The following is a 19,837-nucleotide window of genomic DNA, read 5'->3' as shown; positions in this document are numbered from 1 at the left end:
ACGCAACCCTTCCCTTCCCGCTCAGGGAGTTCCACAGCGATAACGGCAGCGAATTTATCAACCAGGTCATCTCCGACTGGCTCCGCAACCCGGCCTGCCCCATCCCCTTTACCCGTTCAAGAGACCACCAGAAAAATGACAACTGTTTGCGGACCTCTGGTCCGAGTCGAACAAAAAAACGGCGCCGTTGTCCGCGAGTATGTCGGCTATGACCGCCTGGAGGGGGATGCCCTCCAGGCCCGCCTTGCCGGGGTCTACCGCTCCCTGGTCCCCCTCCTCAATTTCTTCATGCCCACCATGAAGCTTGCAAGCAAAATAAAGGTTGGTTCCAAAGAGATCAAAAAATATGACGAACCCTGCAGCCCCTGCCAGCGTCTCCTGGAGTCGGAGGCGCTGCCGCCGGAGGTAAAAGCAGCACTGACCCGGCTCTGTGGGCTTTACCATCCGGTTCAGTTACAACACCATGTCAACAAGGCCGTCCTCGAGCTGATGGAGGGTATCTTCGGCGCCGGGGCGGTTACGGTCCTGCAAATCCGGCAAACCGGAACAGAGGAGCTCTTGCGGTAAGAAAAGGCGGTAGGAATTTAAGAAATTCGACCGCAAAGGCGAAGAAGGAAGTCGAAATCAGGAAAAAATGAAGTATTCCCTCCCTTTTTCTCACTTAATTGACCGCGTAGCGGTCTACTTTTCGCCTTCGTGGTTAAATTCCATTAGTTCTTATTTTTCAACTTTTAGCTTCCTCCTCATTTTTCAAAATTTTTTGGATAGAGCCCTTGCATATTTCATATTAAACATATAATATTAGTATTATAATTATTTCTATGGTTTTTATAGGAATTATACGAGGCAAAGATGGATAGGGCGTTTATAGTAAAATTTGCTCCCCTGTATGTTGAGGCCATGGGGCTTGTGCTTAAGCTCTGTTTTTTGGGGGTAGTCTTTTCCCTGGTAATAGGATTTTTTTGCGCCATTGTCCGGTATTATCGTATTCCCCTGCTGAGGGAGATCGCGGGGGTTTATATAGAACTTTCCCGAAATACGCCCCTGGTAATTCAGCTTTTTTTCCTCTATTTCGGGTTGCCGCGGATGGGGCTTACCTTCGATTCTTTTACCTGTGCGATAATCGGCCTGTCCTTTCTGGGGGGCAGTTATATGGCGGAGGCATTCCGTGGAGGGCTGGAGGCGATAGGCAGGGGGCAGCTGGAATCGGGCCTCTCCATCGGGCTTTCGCGGGCCCAGCTTATCCGGTATGTGGTACTGCCCCAGGCCCTGGCAATAGCGGTCCCTGCCCTGGGGGCGAATGTGATTTTTCTATTGAAAGAAACCAGTGTGGTCAGCATCGTTGCCCTGGCGGATTTGATGTCCCTGGCCAAAGACCTTATCGGCTTGTACTACAAAACCAACGAGGCGCTTTTGATGCTGGTAGCCGGGTATTTGATTTTGATCCTTCCCCTTTCGGGATTATTCCGGTTTGCGGAAAAGAGGCTGCGCTATGCAGGATTTGGGAATTAAGGTTTTAATTGAAGGGGTAAACCTGCAGCGGATCCTGCTGGGCCTGTGGGTTACCGCCCGGATCGCCTTTACCGCCGTAATTTTTTCTACCGTCTTGGGTATCTTCTTTGGGATTCTTATGACCCGCCGGAATCCGGTTGTGCGGTTTCTCTGCCATTTTTATTTGGAGGCCCTGCGGATTATTCCCGTTCTGGTATGGCTTTTTATTTTTTACTTCGGCCTGGCCCGGAACTTTCATATAAACCTGAGCGGGGAAGCATCGGCGATCCTGGTGTTTACCCTCTGGGGAACCGCCGAGATGGGAGACATGGTCCGGGGCGCGGTTACCAGCATCCACAAGCATCAGTATGAAAGCGGCCATGCCCTGGGACTTTCGGAGGTCCGGTTGTACCAGTATATCATCATTCCCCAGGCGGTACGCCGTCTTATACCCGGGGCGATTAACCTTACCACCCGGATGATAAAAACCACCTCCCTAGTGGTGCTCATCGGCATTGTGGAAATGCTCAAGGTTGGTCAGCAGATTATTGAAACAAATTTTTTGAAGAGTCCTACTGCGGCGTTCTGGGTCTATGGGTTGATATTTTTTCTCTACTTTATGCTCTGCATGCCCGTGTCCCATTTATCGAGATATTTGGAACGGCGGTGGCAAAGTTGAGGCAGCTATGGCGGATACGATAATCAGGGATGCGGTAAAAACCGGCACGGTTAAAACCATTTCCAAAACGGTAGTGGTTCCCCAGGCGCCTCTGCTGGAGATTGCCCATCTGCGTAAGGAATATGACGGTATTCCCGTATTTACGGATCTTTCCCTGCGGATAAACAAGCAGGAAGTGGTGGTGGTTCTTGGTCCATCGGGCTGCGGAAAGAGTACGCTCCTGCGCTGCATGAACGGGCTGGAACCGGTTCAATCCGGACTGATCCTGCTGGACGGCGTGGTATTAAACACGGGAAAAACCGACTGGCGGTTTATCCGGCAGAAGATTGGCATGGTGTTTCAGAGCTATGAACTTTTTCCGCACATGACGGTGCTGGATAATATTCTTTTGGGACCGCTGAAGGTGCAGAAGCGGAAACGGAAGGAGGCCGAAGAGGCGGCCAGGATTTTGCTTGAACGGGTTGGTTTGTACGAGAAGCGCACCGCCTTTCCCCGGCAGCTTTCCGGGGGACAAAAACAGCGGGCCGCCATAATCCGCGCCCTGGTGATGGAGCCGGAAATAATGCTCTTTGACGAGATTACCGCGGCCCTGGACCCCGAGATGGTACGGGAGGTTCTGGATGTTATGCTGGGATTGGCAAAGAGCGGGATGACCATGGTCATTGTTACCCATGAAATGCAGTTTGCAAAAGCTGTCGCAGATCGGATCGTTTTTATGGATTCCGGAGAAATCGTCGAGGATAGCCCGCCCGATGATTTTTTCGCCAAACCTAAAACGGAACGGGGCTGCCGGTTTTTAAATATATTTCAATTTTAATTTTGGAGGACAGTATGAAGAAATTTATCTTCGGTGTTTTGGTTCTTGCCGCGGCGGTTTCGGCCTTCGCGGGCGGAAAAAAAGAAGCGGTCAATTCGATAGAAAAGATCAAGCAGGCCGGGAAGGTGCGGATAGGCGTTTTTGCGGACAAGCACCCCTTTGGTTATGTGGACGCGCAGGGTACGTTTCAGGGCTACGACGTATACTTTGCCCACCGCATCGCTAAGGATCTTTTAGGCGACGAGAACGCCATCGAATTTGTAACCGTGGAACCCGCAAGCCGGGTGGAGCATCTTGAGTCCGACAAGGTTGACATCATCCTTGCCAACTTTACCGTAACCCCCGCCCGGGCGGAGGTGGTTGACTTTGCCCTACCCTATATGAAGGTTGCCCTGGGCATCGTTTCTCCGGACTCGGCGCCCATTACGGAGATCTCCCAGTTAGAGGGAAAAAAACTTATCGTCATCAAGGGCACCACCGCGGAGACCTATTTTACGGAGCACTATCCCCAGATCGAGCTGGTAAAATTCGATCAGATCTCCGAAGCCTTTAATGCGCTGAAGGACGGCCGGGGCGCGGCGCTGTCCCAGGACAACACCCTTCTCTTTGCCTGGGCTATTCAGAACCCCGGTTTTTCCACCCGCATCGGTTCCATCGGCAGCCTCGACACCATTGCCCCGGCGGTACAAAAAGGTAACCAGGCGCTGCTGGCTTGGCTTAACCAGGAGATTAGTTCCGGCATCGGGCCCAATTTTTTCCACGATGATTACCGGGCTACCCTGCTCCCCGTTTACGGCGATACCGTTGATCCCGAATCAGTGGTGGTTGAGCAGGGTGTGGTAAAATAGGAAAGACAGGAGACCACCGGATGCTACCCGTAAACAGTTTTATTCTTCGGAATGAAGGGCAGCGGGCTTATTTGTGTTGACGCTGCCATGCCTTTCCCTCGGGCCCGCCACGGTAATAACGCATCGGGCCTGATTGGGGTTTTAGCTATGTCCGGGTTATATCGTCCCATCCACCGGACAGTAGGGTAAATCGAATTTCAGGGTGTCCGGGTATTTGATGCCGGCGCCGGTGTTCAGCAGAACCGTGGTTTTTTCCGCTTTTAGCCAGCCCGCGTCCCGCAGTTTTTTAAGACCCGCCATTGCCGCCGCTCCCTCGGGACAGACAAAGGTTCCTTCCAGTGAGGCCAATTCCAGAATAGCGTTGGTGATTTCGTTTTCACTCACCGCGACGGCGCAGCCTTCGGTCTCGTAGATGGCTTTTAGTACCAAAAAATCCCCCAGGGCTTTGGGGACATTGATGCCGAAGGCGATGGTTTGGGAATGGGGGAAAAATTCGCTTTCCCCCGCTTTTTTCCGGTAAGCCTCCACAATGGGAGCGCAGCCTTCAGCCTGGACCGCCACAAGCCGGGGCAGTTTGTCCCCGATCCAGCCCAGGCGGCGCATTTCCAGCAGCGCCTTGTAAATTCCGATAATCCCGACGCCGCCGCCGGTAGGATAGGCGATAATATCCGGAACCTGCCAGTCCAGCTGTTCCACAATTTCATAACCCATGGTTTTTTTGCCTTCGATGCGGTAAGGTTCCTTTAACGTGCTGACATCGTACCAACCGTTGGCCGGGATGGAGCGGGCAAGGATTTTTCCGCAGTCGCTTATAAGCCCCCGGACCAGATGAACCTGCGCTCCGGCGGCGACACTTTCGTTCCGGGTAATGAGGGGCGCGTCCTCGGGCATAAGAATATGCGCCGAGATACCGGCCCGGGCGGCATAGACGGCCCAGGCCGCGCCGGCATTGCCGTTGGTCGGCATGGCCACATCCCGGACCCCCAGTTCCTTTGCCTTGGATACTCCCACCGCCGCGCCCCGGGCTTTGAAGGTCCCGGTGGGAATAATGCCTTCATCCTTCATATACAAATTACCCAGATCATATTTCCCGGCGATCCGGGGCAGGGGCGTGAGGGGCGTAAATCCTTCTCCCAGGGAAACGATATTTTCGGAGTCCAGCACCGGCAGCAGTTCCGCATACCGCCAAAGCGTGGCCGGGCGGCTTTTGATGATCCCGGGATTAACGGTTTTGGCCGCCCTCTCCGGATCATATTCGGCCAGCAAGGGGGATCCGCATTGACAGAGATGCTGCAACTCCCGGTGATTGTAGGGTTTGTTACATTTTGGGCAAACAAGCCCGGTAATACAACTTTTGGTGTTCATGGATCTTCATTATAGCCATGGTTTTATGAAGCGTCAATTCCCCTTTCGCTTTCCGTATTCGCCGTACGCGCCTTTGTGGTCGAATTCTCTTTCTCCCTGTATCAATATTACCCCTTTACCGCACCGGCGGTAATGCCGGCAATGATCTTCTTGTTAAAAAAGATGAACAGCAGCAGCGGCGGGATGGTGATCAATACCACATTGGCAAAAAGCAGATTCCAGGAGCTGGCGTAACGGCCCATAAAATTGTAGAGGGTTAATTGGGCGGTAGGGTTTTGACCCCCCGGCAGAAAGTAAAGGGGATTTACAAAGTCGTTAAAAATGTTGACCGACGAAAGCACGGTTACGGTGGCGGTCACCGGCAGGAGCAGGGGAAAAATAATTTGTGAAAAGAGGCGCACCGAGTTACAGCCGTCCACATAGGCGGCCTCCTCAATCTCCCTTGGAATGGATGCGGTATAACCCCGGTAGAGCATGACCGTAAAGGGAATGTTCAAGGCAACCTCCACCAGGATCATCCCGAAAAGGGAACGGTATATGCCGATAACCTGCATAACCCAGATGGTAGGCAGAATGGCCGGGGGCAGCATGAGCCCCGTGAGGATGAGGAAGTTGATCCCCGTCATCAGCTTACTGGTCACCCGTTGGAGGATATATCCCGCCAGGGAACAGACGGCGATAAGCAGCAGGATGGAACCGGCGGTGATAATGATACTGTTATAAAAGGCCCGGATAAGCATATAGTTCTGGGTGGCGATCACCTCGGCGTAGTTTTCAAAATGAAAGGCGCCGGGCCAGTCCAGATTCATCAGCCCCGCTTCCCGGCGATCCTTGACGGAGTTGAGGAAGATAAAATAAAAAGGCGCCGCGAAGATCACCAAACAGAAAAACATGGCCCCTATATCGGTCAGCAGGATGTGGGTTTTTTTCTTCATATTTCAACCTCCCGGCGGATGAGAAAGTTATAGAGGGGAAAAACAATAAGGCCGATCATGATGAGCATTACCACATTACCCGCAGTGGATAAGCCGTAGAATCCGTAGGCGTACTGTTTATAAATTATTGAAGCCATCGTATCGGTGGCAAAACCAGGACCGCCCTTGGTCATGGTCCAGATTAAATCGAAGGTACGGATCCCCCCGATAAAGGCAAGGATGATGACGGTGTTTATGGAAGACCGCACCAGGGGCAGGGTGATGTTTTTAAACCGCTGAAATCCCCCGGCCCCGTCAATGGACGCCGCCTCGTAGTAGGTTTCCGGTATGGCCTGGAGCCCCGCAATATAGATCACCGTGGCGACCCCGACCCCTTTCCATACGTCGGTCATGATCACCGAAAGAAGGGCGATACTGGTGTTCCCCAGCCAGTCCGGTCCCGCAATGCCCAGACCCGCCAGCAGGGTATTAAAAAGGCCCCGGGTGGGATGCATCAGGGCGCTAAAGGTGAGTCCCACCGCGATGGTACTTACCAAATTGGGAAAAAACAAAATTGATCGGATGATATGCTTTGTTTTTATGGATGAGGTGAGGAGTACCGCCAGCCCCAAGCCAAAAACCGCTTTAAAGCCGCAGGTTAGTACGGCGTACAACAGGGTGTTCTGCACCCCGATGCGGAGACTGTATTCGGAAAAAAAGGTTTTAAAATTATACAACCCTGCAAAACGAAAGTCCGTCAAGGTCCAGATGGTCATGCTGAAAAAGAACGAGATGATCGTGGGAAAAATAAAAATAACGGTATAGATAATCACGAGGGGCGTTAAAAACCAGACATTGTAGATCCTGCTTTTCAATTTGTATACTCCGGTTAAAACTAAATTACATGACATGGAGAAAAAGCAGCGAAGAAGAATAGTTAACCACAAAGGCGAAAGCAAAGAAGGAAGAAAAAATCGATCCTTATTCGCCTTCTGCGCCTTTGCGGTTTTTCTTAATCAGCTCTTTTAATCTTTACCAGGTCCTACCAACCGGGCAAGTTCAACTGAATCGCCTGTTTCTGCACGTCCGCGTCATAGGTCGCTGCTGCTGCCCGTGGCTCGGTGATCCCGGTACCAACTTCAACGCAGATCTGCTCCAGATTGGGGCCCTTGAGCGGTGACTCAAATTCCAGGGCCGGGGCGGTTTTACCCGCATCAAAGTAGGGCTGCATTTCCAGTACCGCGGGATAGGAATCCGCGGGGAGTTTGATCCCCTTGACGGAATAGGGGCCCTCGGGCTTTATCTTGGAACTGTAGATATCGATCCCCTCCTGAGAGATATAAAATTCCAGGATTTTCTTGCAGAGTTCCACATGGGGACTGTTCTTGTAAATATACCAGCCGTGGGATATCCATACGGTAAGGCCATGGTTGTTGGGATCATCCCCGGGCTGGCCGAATACGCCGATATCGTTGATATATTCAGGATAATTGACTTGGATAGTATTCAGAGCCATCGTCGTCATGGGCCAATGAGCGCCCTGGCCGGTAGCGAGCATTTCAGCTCCCTGATCATAGGTGGTGGCAAGCATATCCTTGTTCAAGTACTTCCGGGTTTCCCAGAGTTTCTCAAAACTCCGCAGGGCCGCAGGGGTCGTGGCGATCTTTACCTTGTTGGCGGTATAGTCAGCGGGGTAGTTGGGCAGGGCTGCTTTCACATTATACTCATCCGCTAAGACAATAAGCTGAGAAGTCCAGGTGTCCTTATAGGCTCCGATGAGGGCGGTCTTTCCAGCTGCCTGGATTTTGTCCAAATTAGACAGAAGGTCCTTCCAGGTATGGGGTACCTGGAGGCCGAGTTCCCGGTATATCCGCTTGTTGTAGAGCCAAGCGCCGACAGTGGTGGAGCCAAAGGGTACAGCGTATACGCGGCCCTTTGAAGAAGCGGCAATTTTAAAGGAATCGGTTACCCGGGCCATCCAGGGCTCATCGGTCAGATCCACCATGTTCTGTTCAGGATTAAGTACATGAAACAGGGAACCGGTATTGTACAAAAAGATATCCGGCACATCCCCGGTGGCAAGCTGGGTTTTAAACATATTGGACCCCTCACTTCCACCGACCCCGATTTCCATTTGCAGTTCGAAGCCTAATTTCGCCGCCGCCACGTTCAGGACCGCCTCCAGGCTAGTAGAATAGTTGTCCTTATCGAGCGATATCTTAACCACCGGCTTTCCGGCGGACTTTGTACCACCGGAAGAAGATCCCTGGGAACCGCCTCCGGCATATGCCGCCAGACCAACGGCAAGGATCAAAAGAACAATCAAAATTTTTGTCTTCATTTTCAACCTTCTCCTTAAATAGTATTGAAAAAATTGTAAGTCCTTCATGCAGCCGTTGTATATGGAGGATATAATAATTGCCGCTGAAAAATCCAGCACAAATTACTTCCGTCAAAATTTTTTTGTAACCGTTCACAGTCCTATTGTACAAAATCAGAAAATATAGTAAAAATAAAATTATGATAAAGATGATTCAGCTTCCGGGTACTGAATTAAAGGTCTTCCCTATAGCCTTGGGTACCGCGAATGCGGGACTTGCCTACGATGGCACTGATGCTGACCGCCTGTTTGATCAATTTCTGGATCTGGGGGGCAGCATGATTGACACCGCTCGTATTTATTCTGACTGGGTTTCCCCGGAGAAGGGGCGGAGCGAGCGCGTCATCGGTGACTGGCTGCGCCGCGAGGGCAAGCGGAATAAAATAGTCCTCGTCACTAAGGGCGGACATCCGAATATGGACAATATGTACACAAACCGCATGGGGCAGAAGGATATGGAACACGATCTGGAGTTAAGCCTAAAAACATTGGGCGTTGACATTATAGACATCTACTTTTATCATCGTGATGATATCGGACAGTCCGCCGGAGAACTTCTGGAACGGATGGAGGGGTTTCGTAAGGCGGGCAAGATACGCTATTACGGCTGTTCAAACTGGAAAGCCGGACGTATGCTTGAGGCTGATGCTTATGCGAAGGAGCATAGCCTCCGGGGTTTTATCGCCAATCAAATGCTTTTTAATATTGCCAGTAAATATATGAACCCCTTTGGTGATAATACCATGGCTGCCATGGATGAGGCTATGCTTCGCTACCATTTGGAGTATCAGAATAATACCGCCATTCCTTATTTCGGAACTTGTAGCGGTTTTTTCCATTGGGTTGAGGCAGGTAGAGAGGAAGAGTTAAAAACCAGCCCCTATTATACACCTAAAAATATGGAGATCGCCAAGAAGATAAAAACCCTCCGGGAAAAATATCATGCGTCTATTTCCCAGATACTCCTTGGTTTTTATTTCACACAGAATTTTACCATAGTTCCGCTGATTGGCCCTTCAAAAGCCGCCCATCTTGAGGATGCCATGGGTAGTCAGGAAATTGATTTTGATGCGGGTGATTTCATTTTTTAGAGTATTGAAAAAATGATAAACCCCTCATTCAGCCGTTGTATATGGAGGATATAACAATTGCTGCTGAAAAATCCAACACAATTTGTTTCCACTAAAACATTACCGTTGCAAACACTAATTTTTCGTTCCCCTACGGAATGATAGCCGACACTACCGATCCCCATATCCCATATTCGCCTTTTTGGTTTTCGTAACGGGCGCAAAAGAAGGTTGTCATACCGGATTTGGAAGCGTCGAAGTTTACCAGTTCTTTTTTCCGGCGGGTAAAGCGATAATGCAGCAACTCATCGCCGGAAAGCGGCTCCTTCATCAAGCAATGCTTCATTCCGGCGGCCTGTTCCAGCGCCGCCCCGCCCTGGGGCATAACGCCCCGGTAAAGGGCGCAGTCGTAGTCGCCTCGGCTGTCCGGCGGTTTCGTCCCCGGAAGCGGTACAAGATGAACTATCAGCACATGGGGGCCGCCGGAGTAGGTGATGGTTAGGACGGGCTGTCCGGCGGGCGGCGGGACCAGGGTTGGGGTATTATCGGGTAAGGGCAGCAACAGGGTCGGAAGATCTGCCAGCGCCAAGGGCGACAGCAGCAGGAAATGTTTTTTGATAAAGCGGGCTTCGGTCTCCATCTCCTTGAAAACTTCGTTGCACTCAACCACGCTTGCCGCCGTCCGTTCCCCGCTTTTCACTACCGCCAGCATGCTTTTGGCGTTGGTGTCGGCGTTGGTCAGGCTGGTAACATTTGCCGGGGGAATGTTCCACGCCGATGCTTTGGTTTGGAACACCGTAAGCCAGGTGTCTACCAGGTGAATTTGTCCGTCCCGCGAACGGGGATACCAATCTGTACTCATTTGATTACCTCCATAAATATGAGCCCGTTTCAAACCCCGGTTGGTTTTTTATCGGCTCGGCTTGAGCCGTGACCTTGCGGGTTTGAGCCGTAGACCTGCGGGCTTGAGCCGCGAACCTGCGGGTTTTAGCCGTAACCTTGCGGACTTGAGCCGTGAACCCGCGGGCTTGAGCCGTAGACCTGCGGGTTGCAGCCGTGAACCTGCGGGCCGCACCCGCATTCCTGATTGCTATAACGATTAAAAATTATAAAACTGAAATTTTGCCGTTGTGTATGGAGGATGTAACAATCAATGCTGAAAAATCCGGCACAAAAGGAAAAAAGTGAATTGTTCCAAAGCGCCCCCATCATTACCTTGACAATGGTATCAGTATATAGTACCATAAAAACATGAATTCAAAGCAGCAAAAGACTTTTGAATTGATATTCAGAAATCCCATACCATCCAACATTTTATGGCCGGATATTGAAAGCCTTTTGACCGCTTTAGGCGCTGAAATATCGGAGGGAACGGGATCAAGATTACGGGTTAAACTTAAAGAGGTTCGGGCGGTGTTTCACCGGCCGCATCCCCGGAAGACAACCGATAAGGGCGCCGTTAGCTCTGTAAGAAGATTTTTGGAGAATGCGGGGGTTGAGCCATGATGGAGTATAAAGGATATTTAGGAACCGTTGAATATGACGCGGAAGCGAAATTGTTCCATGGTGATATTATAAATACCAGGGATGTTATTACCTTCCAGGGAACCACCGCGGCGGAGATCGAAAAGGCGTTTAAGGATTCCGTTGAAGATTATCTGGCATGGTGTAAAGAAGAAGGGGTGGAGCCGGAAAAACCCTATTCAGGAAAATTCAATCTGCGATTGTCACCGGAGCTGCATAAAGAGGTGGCAATAAAAGCCAGAAAACTAAAAATCTCAATAAACAGCTTCGTAGAAAAAGCTATCATTGATGAAATTGCCGCTGCACATTAGTCCTTGGTGAAATTCTCCATGGAAAACAGAGGGGATGCCGGACCCGGTATATGGTGTTGAAAAATCCGGCACAGGAATATACATGATCCCTTTTTATGGTATATTTATAGTAAGGAGACCGCATGGGTTGTTTTTGTTAAAATTCCTTCAATTTCAGATCCCATGTGTGTCCGGCCCATGGATAATCCAATAATCGATAATGAAAAATCCAGCAAAAATTGTTTTGGGGAAAAATTTTTCTATACAAAAAAAAATTCGTACCCTATAATAAGCTATGCGTTTCAGGTCCAGACTTATGATCAGTTATTCTCTTTTGGTTACCGCCCTTATAATAGTGATAGCCTTTATCTTCGAGATCTACAACCTGAAACACCTGGAAACCCTTACCCGCCAGGACCTGGATGTGCTTAGCAAAAATATGTCCCATCAGCTCGATGAAGCTGTGCGGCCCATGGTCTTTATCACCGAATTTCTCCTCTCCGACAGCAAGACCCTCTCCGCCATGACCACCCTTGCCCGGGCGGATCGGAGCGGACAGGGACATTCCCTTATTACCCAGGCAAAACAGGAGATCCGGACTGCCCTTTCCACCTATTGTAATAACGTGAATTTCCACCGGGTGTCTTTTTTTACCGAATACGGCGACCTCTTGAGCAGCAACCTTCAGTCGCCGACCATTCCCGATGGAGACGCCGCCCTTACCGGTATCCCCGACATCACCAGGGTGGATGCGGCCCAGGGCAGGGCGATCCTGTTCCCCGCTTATGACGACCCCTGGGATTACCGGAATCCCCGGCGGGTATTCAGCATAGTCCGGCTTATCATGGGCAATAACCGTGCCGCGTATATCGAAGTGCAAAAGCCGGAACATATTCTGGAGGACCTGTACCGCCTCAACAAGGATGGGGCGGTCAAAGTGGCGGTGATCAACGGCAGGGGGGAGGTGTTCTATTCGCAGCTTGGCGGCGATACCAACGCCGCACTGCAACAGTTGGTCAAAACCAAGCCCGGCTTGGAGGGGCCGCCGGTATCCAAAATAGGGGAAAACATCGCCGCTTCCTATTATTCCTCCTATACCGACACGTATACTATGGTCGTCCAGGGAAGGGAAACCATGGCCGCGGCGGTTAAAGACATCACCCGGGTTACCATAATCATGGCCCTGTTCATCTGCCTGGTATCGATCCTGGTGATCCGCTTATTATCCCTGCGGGTAACCGCTCCCATAGGGCAGCTTATCACCCGGATAGAGCAGACGAATTTGGACAACCTTGACCATGGTCCCGCTCGCGGGATGGTTATTGAATACACCGATGATGAATTTGTCCAGCTCTGTAACAGTTACAATCACCTGCTGAAGCGGCTTAACCACGCCCTCCGCCAGGAAGAACAGATGAGCCTGCTCCACCTGCAGGCGGAATTCGACGCCCTCCAGGCCCAGGTTAACCCTCACTTTATCTACAATGTGCTTAACGTTATATCCCACCGGGGGGTGATCAACCATGATGAGGAGATCTGCGGGATCTGCGAAAAACTCGCCTCCATGCTCCGGTATGCCGCGGGTACCTCCCAACGGCTGGTGACCATCCGGGAAGAACTGGACTACCTGGAGGGTTACCTCTACCTGCTCAAAACCCGGTACCGGGATAAGCTGGAATACACCATTGAGGTAGCGGAAGCGGTACTGGAACAACGGATCCCCAAAATCGTGTTGCAGCAGTTTATTGAAAATTCCATTACCCATGGGTTTAAAAATTCCCCCCGGATCATGGTCCTGTCGGTGCGGGGCTGGATAGCGGGGGATTACTGGTATATGGAGGTACGGGACAACGGCGGGGGCTTTTCCGAAACCGGGAAAGCGGCGCTGGAAAAGCGGATGGCGGAAATAAAAAGCCGGGTAGGGGAGGCAAATTTGAATTTGGATATCGGCGGGATGGGGCTGCTTAACATATACACCCGGTTTTTGATCTTATTCGGCGATACCGTGATCTTCCGGCTTGCCAATGCCGCGGAGGGAGCGGTGGTTACCATCGGCATGCAGAAAAGTCCCGAGCCGGTTACCCGGAATCTCCGGCTGCCGGCGCCGGCGGAAGGTTGAGGTATGTACCGTATCGTGCTGGTGGAGGATGAACCCGCGGCAGCGGAAAACATCCACGATATTATCCGGCTCTACTGCCCCCAATTTGAGATCGTTGCCGACGGGGACAACGGGGCGGCGGGCCTTGCCCTGGCGCAGGTTTACCATCCGGATCTGCTCCTCACCGATATCAGGATGCCCATAATGGACGGCCTGGAGTTGATCGTGCAGCTCCACCGGGAGCTGCCCCAGGTGAAAACCATGATCCTCTCGGGCTACCAGGATTTTGAGTATGCCCGGACCGCCCTGCAATACGGGGCCGCCGATTATCTCCTCAAACCCATAAGTCCCCAGTCAATGACCGTTGCGTTGAACCGGATCATTCCCCTCCTCAACGACGCCATAGGCCAGCGGTTGCTGCCCCTGGTCCACTCCCTCATCAATAACGAGCCCCCTGACCGGGAGGCCCTGAAAAAACAGTTCCCCGCTTCGGACTATACCGCGGCGATCAGCAGAAAAAACGGACTCCCGGGCCGGTTCCGCTGCAATATGTTTGCCCAGGCCCAATGCCGGGTTGAAGGGGAAACCATTGATATGTACGGACGGGATGAGATGGAAAACTTCCGTCTTGCATCCGGAGCCTCTTATTTTTCGGCTTCGGTTTTGGAAGCGGCAAATTGGCTGCACCGGGATGTACCGGGATACACCACCACCGTGGTGTGGCATGAGGCGTTTCCCATTGAGGAGCTGCCGGAAATAATCACCGCCCTCTATGCCGCCCTGGACCGCCGTTTGGTAATCGGAAAAACCCAGCTTATCGCCGTGGGCGCCCACCATGGTAAACAGCGCGTTAACTATCCCCCGCCCGACGGGGAACTCAAGCAGCGGCTCGGCTATTACCTCAAAGAAAACAAAATCGAGCTTGTCCGGTCTTTATTAGTGGAGCAGTTGAAAAAATGGGAAGCCCAGGGACAAACCCAATTATATGTGGAAGAAACGGTGCGGTCGATCTTTGATACGCTGCGCCGGGAATTTAAAAATTCCGCCGGGGATGAGGGCTTTGAATTTATGATCGACGACGCGTTTTTTTACGCCGCTTCCTATGAGGAACTCCGGGAGAGCCTGCTTTTCATTCTGGAAAAATTACTGCCCGACCCCCGGCAGCGGATCAGCAAGGTGGATACCCCTGAATTTTTTGAGCTTATCCGGGAATACCTCAACGCCCACGGGAACGAAACCGTAACGCTGCAATCGTTATGTAAACATTTTGGGATCTCCCAAACCTACATGAGCCGCCTTTTCAGAAAATATACGAGCCTTTCCTTTAACAATTATCTTACCTCCCTCAGGATCGAAAAGGCCAAGGACTATCTTTTGGAGAAAGACACCCTGATCAAAGATGCCGCCGCCCTGGCCGGCTTTACGGATCAGTTTTATTTCAGCCGTGTCTTCCGCTCCGTTACCGGACAATCGCCCTCAGACTATATCCGGATCAATACAACTTCATACTAAGTAATAGGCTGCTCCTGCCAGGGATACGCAAAGGAATAACTCCCGGAACCGAGTACCGCTGCTGCGCCACCCTTGGCCGGGGCAAAGGCTAGGCCGCCGATGCTGCCCGGTACTGCCCGAGGCAGGGTAAGTTCCGCTTCGGTGTTGGCCGGTATGGTCACCGATAGGGTGATCTTCCCGCCCGCGATCTCCCAGCGCAGGGCGATGAGGCCGTAGACCGATTCGTATGTGGTCTCCGCCCAGGTGATGCCGCCGCCGGGACAGGGCCGGAGTATGCTGTGGGCAAAGGCGGGGTTTTCCCGGTCCGTGTCCAGGCCGCCCACGGTACTGAACACCCAGTCGCTTATCGCGCCATAGGCGTAGTGATTGAAGGAATTCATGTCCGGGCTCCACATGGTCCCGTCGGGCTTTAGGCCGTCCCAATGCTCCCAGATCGTGGTGGCCCCCATGGTAACCTGGTAGAGCCAGGAGGGGAAATCTTCTTTTAGCAGCAGCTCATAGGCCAGATCCAGGCGGCCGTTATCCGCCAGGACCTGACACACAAAGGGGGTACCCACAAAGCCCGTGGTCAGATGATTGTTCTGCTCCCCGATAAGGGAAACCAGGGTATCCACGGTGCGTTGTTTATAGGCCGCCGGCACGAGGTCAAAGGCCAGGGAGAGGATGTGGGCGGTCTGGGTCGAGGCGGCGAGCCGCCCTGCGGGGGTAAAAAATTCCTTTTGGTAGGCTTCCCCAATATCCTCCCGAAGTTTTTGGTACTTCTTCGCGTCTTCTGTTTTGCCGAGGATCGCCGCCGACCGGGCCAGCAGGGAGGTGGAATAGGCGTAAAAGGCGGTGGCGGTCAGATCATTGGGGGTAGCACCGAAGTAACTGCCCTCTTTGGCATCCAGGGCAACCCAATCGCCAAAATGGAAACCGGTATTGAACAAAAGCCCGTCCTGGGCAACGCCGCGGATGTATTCAACCCATTTCTTCATGGAGGGGTACTGTTCCTCCAGGATCTCCCGGTCACCGAAATAGGTGTAGATGGTCCAGGGGATGATCACCGCCGCATCGGCCCAGGCGGTGGCCCCCGCTTCCTGGGTAATATTATCATCCACGTTGGCTATGTTTTTAAGGACATCGGGCACCACATGGGGAACCTGGCCGTCGGGAAGCTGGCTTATGGCAAGGTCCCGGAGCCATTTTTTGAAGAAGGGGGCGATCTCCATGAAGTAAGCGGCGGCCCGGCAGAAGATCTCCGCGTCCCCGGTCCACCCCAGCCGTTCATCCCGCTGGGGACAATCGGTGGGAATGTCCACAAAATTGTCCTTCATACTCCAGCGGACATTGTTGATAAACTGGTTGAGTTTCGGATAGGAACAGGTAAATTCCCCGGCGGGACGCATGTCCGAATAGATGGCGATTGCCTCAAAGTTATGAATATCCACCGTACCGGGGTATTCGTCAACGGCGATGTACCGGAAGCCCTGGAAGGTAAAGAAGGGCGCATAGGTTTCAGGCTCGCCGCCCTTGAGGGTGTATTCGATGGTCTGTCTGGCGCGCCGCAGATTTTCGGTGTAAAAATTTCCCGCCGCATCCAATATTTCGGCGTGGCGGAGCTTTACCCGGTCCCCGGCTTTGCCCTGCACCTTAAACCGTACCCAGCCTGATAGGTTCTGACCGAAATCGATCACCCGCTCCCCCTGGGGGGTGGTGAAAAGAGAAAGGGGTTTGAGGCGTTCCTGCTCCTTTACCGGGGGGCCGTCCTGGGGCCGCAGGATCCCCGTGTCCCTGCTTTCGACCGCAGCGGGCTTCCAGCCGGTCCCGGCGAAACCGGGCCGGTCCCAGCCGGGCTGTTCCAGCCGGGCGTCATAGGTTTCGCCGTGGTAGATCTCCGAATACACCACCGGGCCCGGCGCCCCCTGCCAGCTTGCGTCGGTGGGGATAAACTCCACCCTGCCGTCGTCGTACTCCACCCGGAGCTGGGCGATTACGGCGGTACGTTTTCCAAAGACGTTCCGCTTGCCAACCCAACTGGCGAGGTCCCCCTTGTACCAGCCGGGGCCCACCATCAGGCCCAGGACATTGGCTCCGGGGCTCACGGCGTCCGTTACTTCATAGGTTTGAAAGAGGATGCGTTCCCGGTATTCTGTCCAGCCGGGACTCAACACCTCGGCCCCTGCCCGGCGGCCGTTCACCACAGCCCGGTATAATCCCTTGGCGCTCACATACAGCCGGGCGGACTTGATGCCGGCGGATAAAACAAATTCCTTCCGCAGCAGGGTCCCCGCGGAACTTGCCCCGGCGTTTTCATCCTCGGCGCTGATAAAGACCGCCTGCCACTCATCGGCCCTGAGCAGGGTGGTTTCAAAAAAGGCAGTTTCGCTCCAGGGGCTTTCCGCGCCCTGGTTGTCCCAGACTTTTACCCGCCAAAAATACCGTTTCGCCGATTCCAGGGGCGCACCCCCATACGGTACCAGGTGGGATTCCCGGGAGGGGACCTTCCCGCTTTGCCAGAGGAGAGAACCGAATCCGCCATCCAACGCAGCTTCAATCGTATAAGCGCTTTGCTTGACCCCTTGGCCATCGGATTCAATTTTCCAGCTAAACCGGGGCGTACCGGTACCCACATCAATCGGATTAGTCCGATATTCTACCCGAAGATCCTTCAAACGTACCATAAGTTCCTCCATGATGGAATGATACACCCCGCCGGCTCCGGCCGGTCAATGAATAAATCAATACTTCCTCATAGAATAATCTAAAGTGGTCTTAAAAAAAAGTACGTTTTGAAACCAACGGGTCTTCACATACGGAATTAAGACGAATTAAGAAATTTACCACGAAGGCGCAGAAGGGAAGAAGAGTTAAGAGAGGAGATAGGAGATAGGAGAGTGAAGAATTGAAGCGTGTAATCACGAACTATTGACAGGCTCTACACGTCCTTTGCTCCGATATTCCGCTTATGCCCCAACGGGAAGAAACACCTCTCCTCATTCCTCTCTCCTAACTTTTCTTCCTTTCCTTCTTCGCCTTATTCGCCTTTGTGGTTATTTCTTCCTCTTTGTTCGTGGTGTTCGGGAGGTTCGTGTTTTTTCTATCTTTTGCTCCGATATTCCGCTTATGCCCCAACAGGAAGAAACACCTCTCCTCATTCCTCTCTCCTAACTCTTCTCCCCCTTCTTCGCCTTTGTGGTTATTTCTTACTATTTCTCTCCTTTGTTCGTGTGGTTCGTGGTTAACTTCCCGTTTAAATTACCGAAGCCAAAGCCCCGATCAGGGTACTCCGAACCGCCCCGGGGCCGGCAAAAAGTTGCTCGAAATAGGTCTCTACCTGCTCTCCAAGCCCTGCTTCGTAAAGGTTCACCCCAAAGATTGCCGGATTGGACAGGATCGGTTCCAACCGTTGGTGGAAGGGGCCCTTTTGCCCCAGGCTGATATCGGCGACCGCGGGGTAGAGGGTTTCGTAGAGGGGATCGGGGCTTACGGTAAAGGCCGCGCCCTGGTCGTCCAGACCCCGGAGGTAACGGAGCCAAGCCGCCAGCACCAGGGGGATGAGTTTCAGGTCCCCCACCGTTCGCGTGGGGTCCGCCAGGTAGGCCTTGATGGTTTCGCCGAAACGGATGGAAATTTTCTGGGAGGTGTCGGTGGCGATCCGCTGGGGAGTATCGGGCATAAAGGGGTTGGGAAAGCGGACCCGCAGCACCTCATCGATGAACTGTTTCGGCGAAAGGATCCCGGGGTCCACCACCACGGGAAGCCCCTCACCATAGCCGATCTGTTCCACCAGCTTTACCAGATCCGGGTCCTTCATCTCCTCGCTGATCTTGGTATAGCCCAGGAGACAGCCGAAGACCGCCAGGGCGGTATGCAGGGGGTTAAGGCAGGTACAGACCTTCATCTTTTCCACCCGGTTTACCGTGTCCCGGTCGGTGAAAAGGACCCCGGCCCGTTCCAAAGCGGGGCGTCCCGCGGGAAAGGCGTCTTCGATCACCAGGTACTGGGCCTCTTCGGCGTTCACAAAGGGGGCGATGTAGGTGTTTTTTGCGGTAACCTGCCCCGCGGTGTCGGTAAAGCCCAGGGCTTCCAGCATCTTCCGGACCCCTTCATCGGGCCGGGGGGTGATCTTGTCGATCATGCTCCAGGGAAAGGAAACCTGCGCGGGGTCCCGGATATAGGCCAAAAAGCCCTGGTCCGCAAGGCCCTTTTCAACCCACTGTACCGCAAAGGGTTCCACCCCCCGGAAAAGTTTATCCCCGTTATGGGAACAGTTATCCATACTCACCAGGGCCAGGGGGAGTTTCCCCGCCCGGTACCGCTCATAGCAGAGGGCGGCCAGGCGTCCCAGGTAGCTTTTGGGCGATCCGGGCCCCTCTTGGAAATCGGCCTCCACCTCCGGGAACAGGCCGCCCCGGCCCTGGAGGCTGTAACCCTTTTCCGTGATGGTAAAACTCACCATCTGTAGGGACGGGGAACGGAAGATGCCCCGCAGGGCCTCAAAATCCTCACGGGTGTCCAGACGTAGGGCTCGGGCAATACTGGCGATCACCCGTTTTTCTATGGTACCGTCCGCCTTGAGGGTCACCGCCAAACTCAGATTGTCGTAGGGCAAAAAGGCCCGATCAATGATCTCCCCATCGTAACCCTCGGCCACGATGATGCCGGTTTGTTCGATCCCCTGTTCCAGCAGCGTCTGCTGCAGGGCCGCGGGAAAGGCCCGGAAAATATTCCCCGCCCCGAAATGTACCCATTGGGGCCTTTCCCCGGTGGCCCGGATCATGGCATCCCGATCAAATTGCGGCAAAAGAAACCCCGCCTTTTCCCAGACCGCTTTGTTCTGTAAGTCCGCATTGTTCAGTTTCATAAC

The 19,837-nt window shown here is 53.0% G+C and carries 17 protein-coding genes; 10 read left to right on the top strand and 7 right to left on the bottom strand.

The genetic code is table 11. The features are described 5' to 3' along the window. The first annotated feature begins 135 nt into the window (after positions 1-135). The 5 genes from LQZ21_RS06750 (at position 136) to LQZ21_RS06730 (ending at position 3,835) form a co-directional block, all read left to right on the top strand. Positions 136-567 (top strand): hypothetical protein, encoded by a 432-nt coding sequence (locus tag LQZ21_RS06750; protein WP_411043504.1) that lies wholly within the window; start codon positions 136-138, stop codon positions 565-567. Positions 568-852: 285 nt separating this feature from the next. Beyond that, entirely contained in the window at positions 853-1,512 is a 660-nt protein-coding gene (locus LQZ21_RS06745; RefSeq protein ID WP_411043503.1) for an amino acid ABC transporter permease, read from the top strand. Further along, the gene (locus LQZ21_RS06740) at positions 1,493-2,170 is read left to right on the top strand and encodes an amino acid ABC transporter permease (RefSeq protein WP_411043501.1); all 678 of its coding nucleotides are present in this window, start codon (positions 1,493-1,495) and stop codon (positions 2,168-2,170) included. The genes LQZ21_RS06745 and LQZ21_RS06740 overlap by 20 nt, the downstream gene beginning before the upstream one ends. 7 nt (positions 2,171-2,177) lie before the next feature. Next, complete coding sequence (locus LQZ21_RS06735; protein WP_486401688.1) at positions 2,178-2,987, top strand: amino acid ABC transporter ATP-binding protein; 810 nt, start codon at positions 2,178-2,180, stop codon at positions 2,985-2,987. 14 nt (positions 2,988-3,001) lie between these two features. Further along, positions 3,002-3,835 carry a cysteine ABC transporter substrate-binding protein gene (locus LQZ21_RS06730; RefSeq protein ID WP_411043499.1) on the top strand — a complete coding sequence of 278 codons (834 nt, stop codon included), beginning with the start codon at positions 3,002-3,004 and terminating at the stop codon, positions 3,833-3,835. Positions 3,836-3,991: 156 nt separating this feature from the next. Here LQZ21_RS06730 and LQZ21_RS06725 read toward each other — a convergent pair whose 3' ends face one another. From LQZ21_RS06725 to LQZ21_RS06710, 4 genes are all read right to left on the bottom strand, one after another. Continuing rightward, positions 3,992-5,200, bottom strand: a complete 1,209-nt coding sequence (locus LQZ21_RS06725) for a threonine synthase (protein ID WP_411043497.1) — start codon at positions 5,198-5,200, stop codon at positions 3,992-3,994. Between the two features lie 107 nt (positions 5,201-5,307). Next, positions 5,308-6,135 (bottom strand): carbohydrate ABC transporter permease, encoded by an 828-nt coding sequence (locus LQZ21_RS06720; RefSeq protein ID WP_411043496.1) that lies wholly within the window; start codon positions 6,133-6,135, stop codon positions 5,308-5,310. After that, entirely contained in the window at positions 6,132-6,989 is an 858-nt protein-coding gene (locus LQZ21_RS06715; protein ID WP_411043494.1) for a carbohydrate ABC transporter permease, read from the bottom strand. Before LQZ21_RS06715 ends, LQZ21_RS06720 begins: the two co-directional genes overlap by 4 nt. Before the next feature lie 167 nt (positions 6,990-7,156). Then, positions 7,157-8,455 (bottom strand): ABC transporter substrate-binding protein, encoded by a 1,299-nt coding sequence (locus tag LQZ21_RS06710; RefSeq protein WP_411043492.1) that lies wholly within the window; start codon positions 8,453-8,455, stop codon positions 7,157-7,159. Between the two features lie 143 nt (positions 8,456-8,598). Here LQZ21_RS06710 and LQZ21_RS06705 point away from each other — a divergent pair, with 143 nt between their 5' ends. After that, positions 8,599-9,585: an aldo/keto reductase gene (locus LQZ21_RS06705; protein ID WP_411043490.1), complete on the top strand. Its 987-nt coding sequence runs from the start codon at positions 8,599-8,601 to the stop codon at positions 9,583-9,585. Between the two features lie 130 nt (positions 9,586-9,715). Here LQZ21_RS06705 and LQZ21_RS06700 read toward each other — a convergent pair whose 3' ends face one another. Further along, positions 9,716-10,426 (bottom strand): hypothetical protein, encoded by a 711-nt coding sequence (locus LQZ21_RS06700; RefSeq protein WP_411043488.1) that lies wholly within the window; start codon positions 10,424-10,426, stop codon positions 9,716-9,718. A 389-nt stretch (positions 10,427-10,815) separates the two neighbouring features. Between LQZ21_RS06700 and LQZ21_RS06695 the strand changes: the two genes are divergently transcribed. The 4 genes from LQZ21_RS06695 (at position 10,816) to LQZ21_RS06680 (ending at position 14,988) form a co-directional block, all read left to right on the top strand. Continuing rightward, a complete protein-coding gene (locus LQZ21_RS06695; protein ID WP_411043486.1) occupies positions 10,816-11,070 on the top strand; it encodes a type II toxin-antitoxin system HicA family toxin in 255 nt (84 codons plus the stop codon). Beyond that, a complete protein-coding gene (locus LQZ21_RS06690; RefSeq protein ID WP_411043485.1) occupies positions 11,067-11,399 on the top strand; it encodes a type II toxin-antitoxin system HicB family antitoxin in 333 nt (110 codons plus the stop codon). The genes LQZ21_RS06695 and LQZ21_RS06690 overlap by 4 nt, the downstream gene beginning before the upstream one ends. Before the next feature lie 274 nt (positions 11,400-11,673). Next, positions 11,674-13,497 carry a cache domain-containing sensor histidine kinase gene (locus LQZ21_RS06685; protein WP_411043483.1) on the top strand — a complete coding sequence of 608 codons (1,824 nt, stop codon included), beginning with the start codon at positions 11,674-11,676 and terminating at the stop codon, positions 13,495-13,497. Positions 13,498-13,500: 3 nt separating this feature from the next. Further along, a complete protein-coding gene (locus LQZ21_RS06680; RefSeq protein WP_411043481.1) occupies positions 13,501-14,988 on the top strand; it encodes a response regulator in 1,488 nt (495 codons plus the stop codon). Here LQZ21_RS06680 and LQZ21_RS06675 read toward each other — a convergent pair. Together LQZ21_RS06675 and LQZ21_RS06670 are read right to left on the bottom strand one after the other, a co-directional pair. Further along, positions 14,985-17,651, bottom strand: coding sequence for a family 78 glycoside hydrolase catalytic domain (locus LQZ21_RS06675; protein ID WP_411043479.1), 2,667 nt, complete (start codon positions 17,649-17,651; stop codon positions 14,985-14,987). The genes LQZ21_RS06680 and LQZ21_RS06675 overlap by 4 nt on opposite strands. A 569-nt stretch (positions 17,652-18,220) precedes the next feature. Then, positions 18,221-19,834, bottom strand: coding sequence for a mannitol dehydrogenase family protein (locus LQZ21_RS06670; protein WP_411043477.1), 1,614 nt, complete (start codon positions 19,832-19,834; stop codon positions 18,221-18,223). Between the last annotated feature and the right edge of the window lie 3 nt (positions 19,835-19,837).

The sequence above is a fragment of the Treponema sp. TIM-1 genome (assembly GCF_046533115.1).
Lineage (GTDB): Bacteria > Spirochaetota > Spirochaetia > Treponematales > Breznakiellaceae > JAIRMO01.
The sequence above is the reverse complement of the archived record's forward strand: the minus strand, read 5'-3'. Positions and strand labels throughout refer to the sequence as shown.

Bases quoted from the DNA above. Each gene is read 5' to 3' on its own strand.
- LQZ21_RS06745 (WP_411043503.1), top strand. From the start codon at position 853: ATGGATAGGGCGTTTATAGTAAAATTTGCTCCCCTGTATGTTGAGGCC.
- LQZ21_RS06750 (WP_411043504.1), top strand. From the start codon at position 136: ATGACAACTGTTTGCGGACCTCTGGTCCGAGTCGAACAAAAAAACGGC.
- LQZ21_RS06675 (WP_411043479.1), bottom strand. From the start codon at position 17,651: ATGGTACGTTTGAAGGATCTTCGGGTAGAATATCGGACTAATCCGATT.
- LQZ21_RS06690 (WP_411043485.1), top strand. From the start codon at position 11,067: ATGATGGAGTATAAAGGATATTTAGGAACCGTTGAATATGACGCGGAA.
- LQZ21_RS06685 (WP_411043483.1), top strand. From the start codon at position 11,674: ATGCGTTTCAGGTCCAGACTTATGATCAGTTATTCTCTTTTGGTTACC.
- LQZ21_RS06720 (WP_411043496.1), bottom strand. From the start codon at position 6,135: ATGAAGAAAAAAACCCACATCCTGCTGACCGATATAGGGGCCATGTTT.
- LQZ21_RS06730 (WP_411043499.1), top strand. From the start codon at position 3,002: ATGAAGAAATTTATCTTCGGTGTTTTGGTTCTTGCCGCGGCGGTTTCG.
- LQZ21_RS06695 (WP_411043486.1), top strand. From the start codon at position 10,816: ATGAATTCAAAGCAGCAAAAGACTTTTGAATTGATATTCAGAAATCCC.
- LQZ21_RS06680 (WP_411043481.1), top strand. From the start codon at position 13,501: ATGTACCGTATCGTGCTGGTGGAGGATGAACCCGCGGCAGCGGAAAAC.
- LQZ21_RS06740 (WP_411043501.1), top strand. From the start codon at position 1,493: ATGCAGGATTTGGGAATTAAGGTTTTAATTGAAGGGGTAAACCTGCAG.
- LQZ21_RS06710 (WP_411043492.1), bottom strand. From the start codon at position 8,455: ATGAAGACAAAAATTTTGATTGTTCTTTTGATCCTTGCCGTTGGTCTG.
- LQZ21_RS06670 (WP_411043477.1), bottom strand. From the start codon at position 19,834: ATGAAACTGAACAATGCGGACTTACAGAACAAAGCGGTCTGGGAAAAG.
- LQZ21_RS06700 (WP_411043488.1), bottom strand. From the start codon at position 10,426: ATGAGTACAGATTGGTATCCCCGTTCGCGGGACGGACAAATTCACCTG.
- LQZ21_RS06725 (WP_411043497.1), bottom strand. From the start codon at position 5,200: ATGAACACCAAAAGTTGTATTACCGGGCTTGTTTGCCCAAAATGTAAC.
- LQZ21_RS06735 (WP_486401688.1), top strand. From the start codon at position 2,178: ATGGCGGATACGATAATCAGGGATGCGGTAAAAACCGGCACGGTTAAA.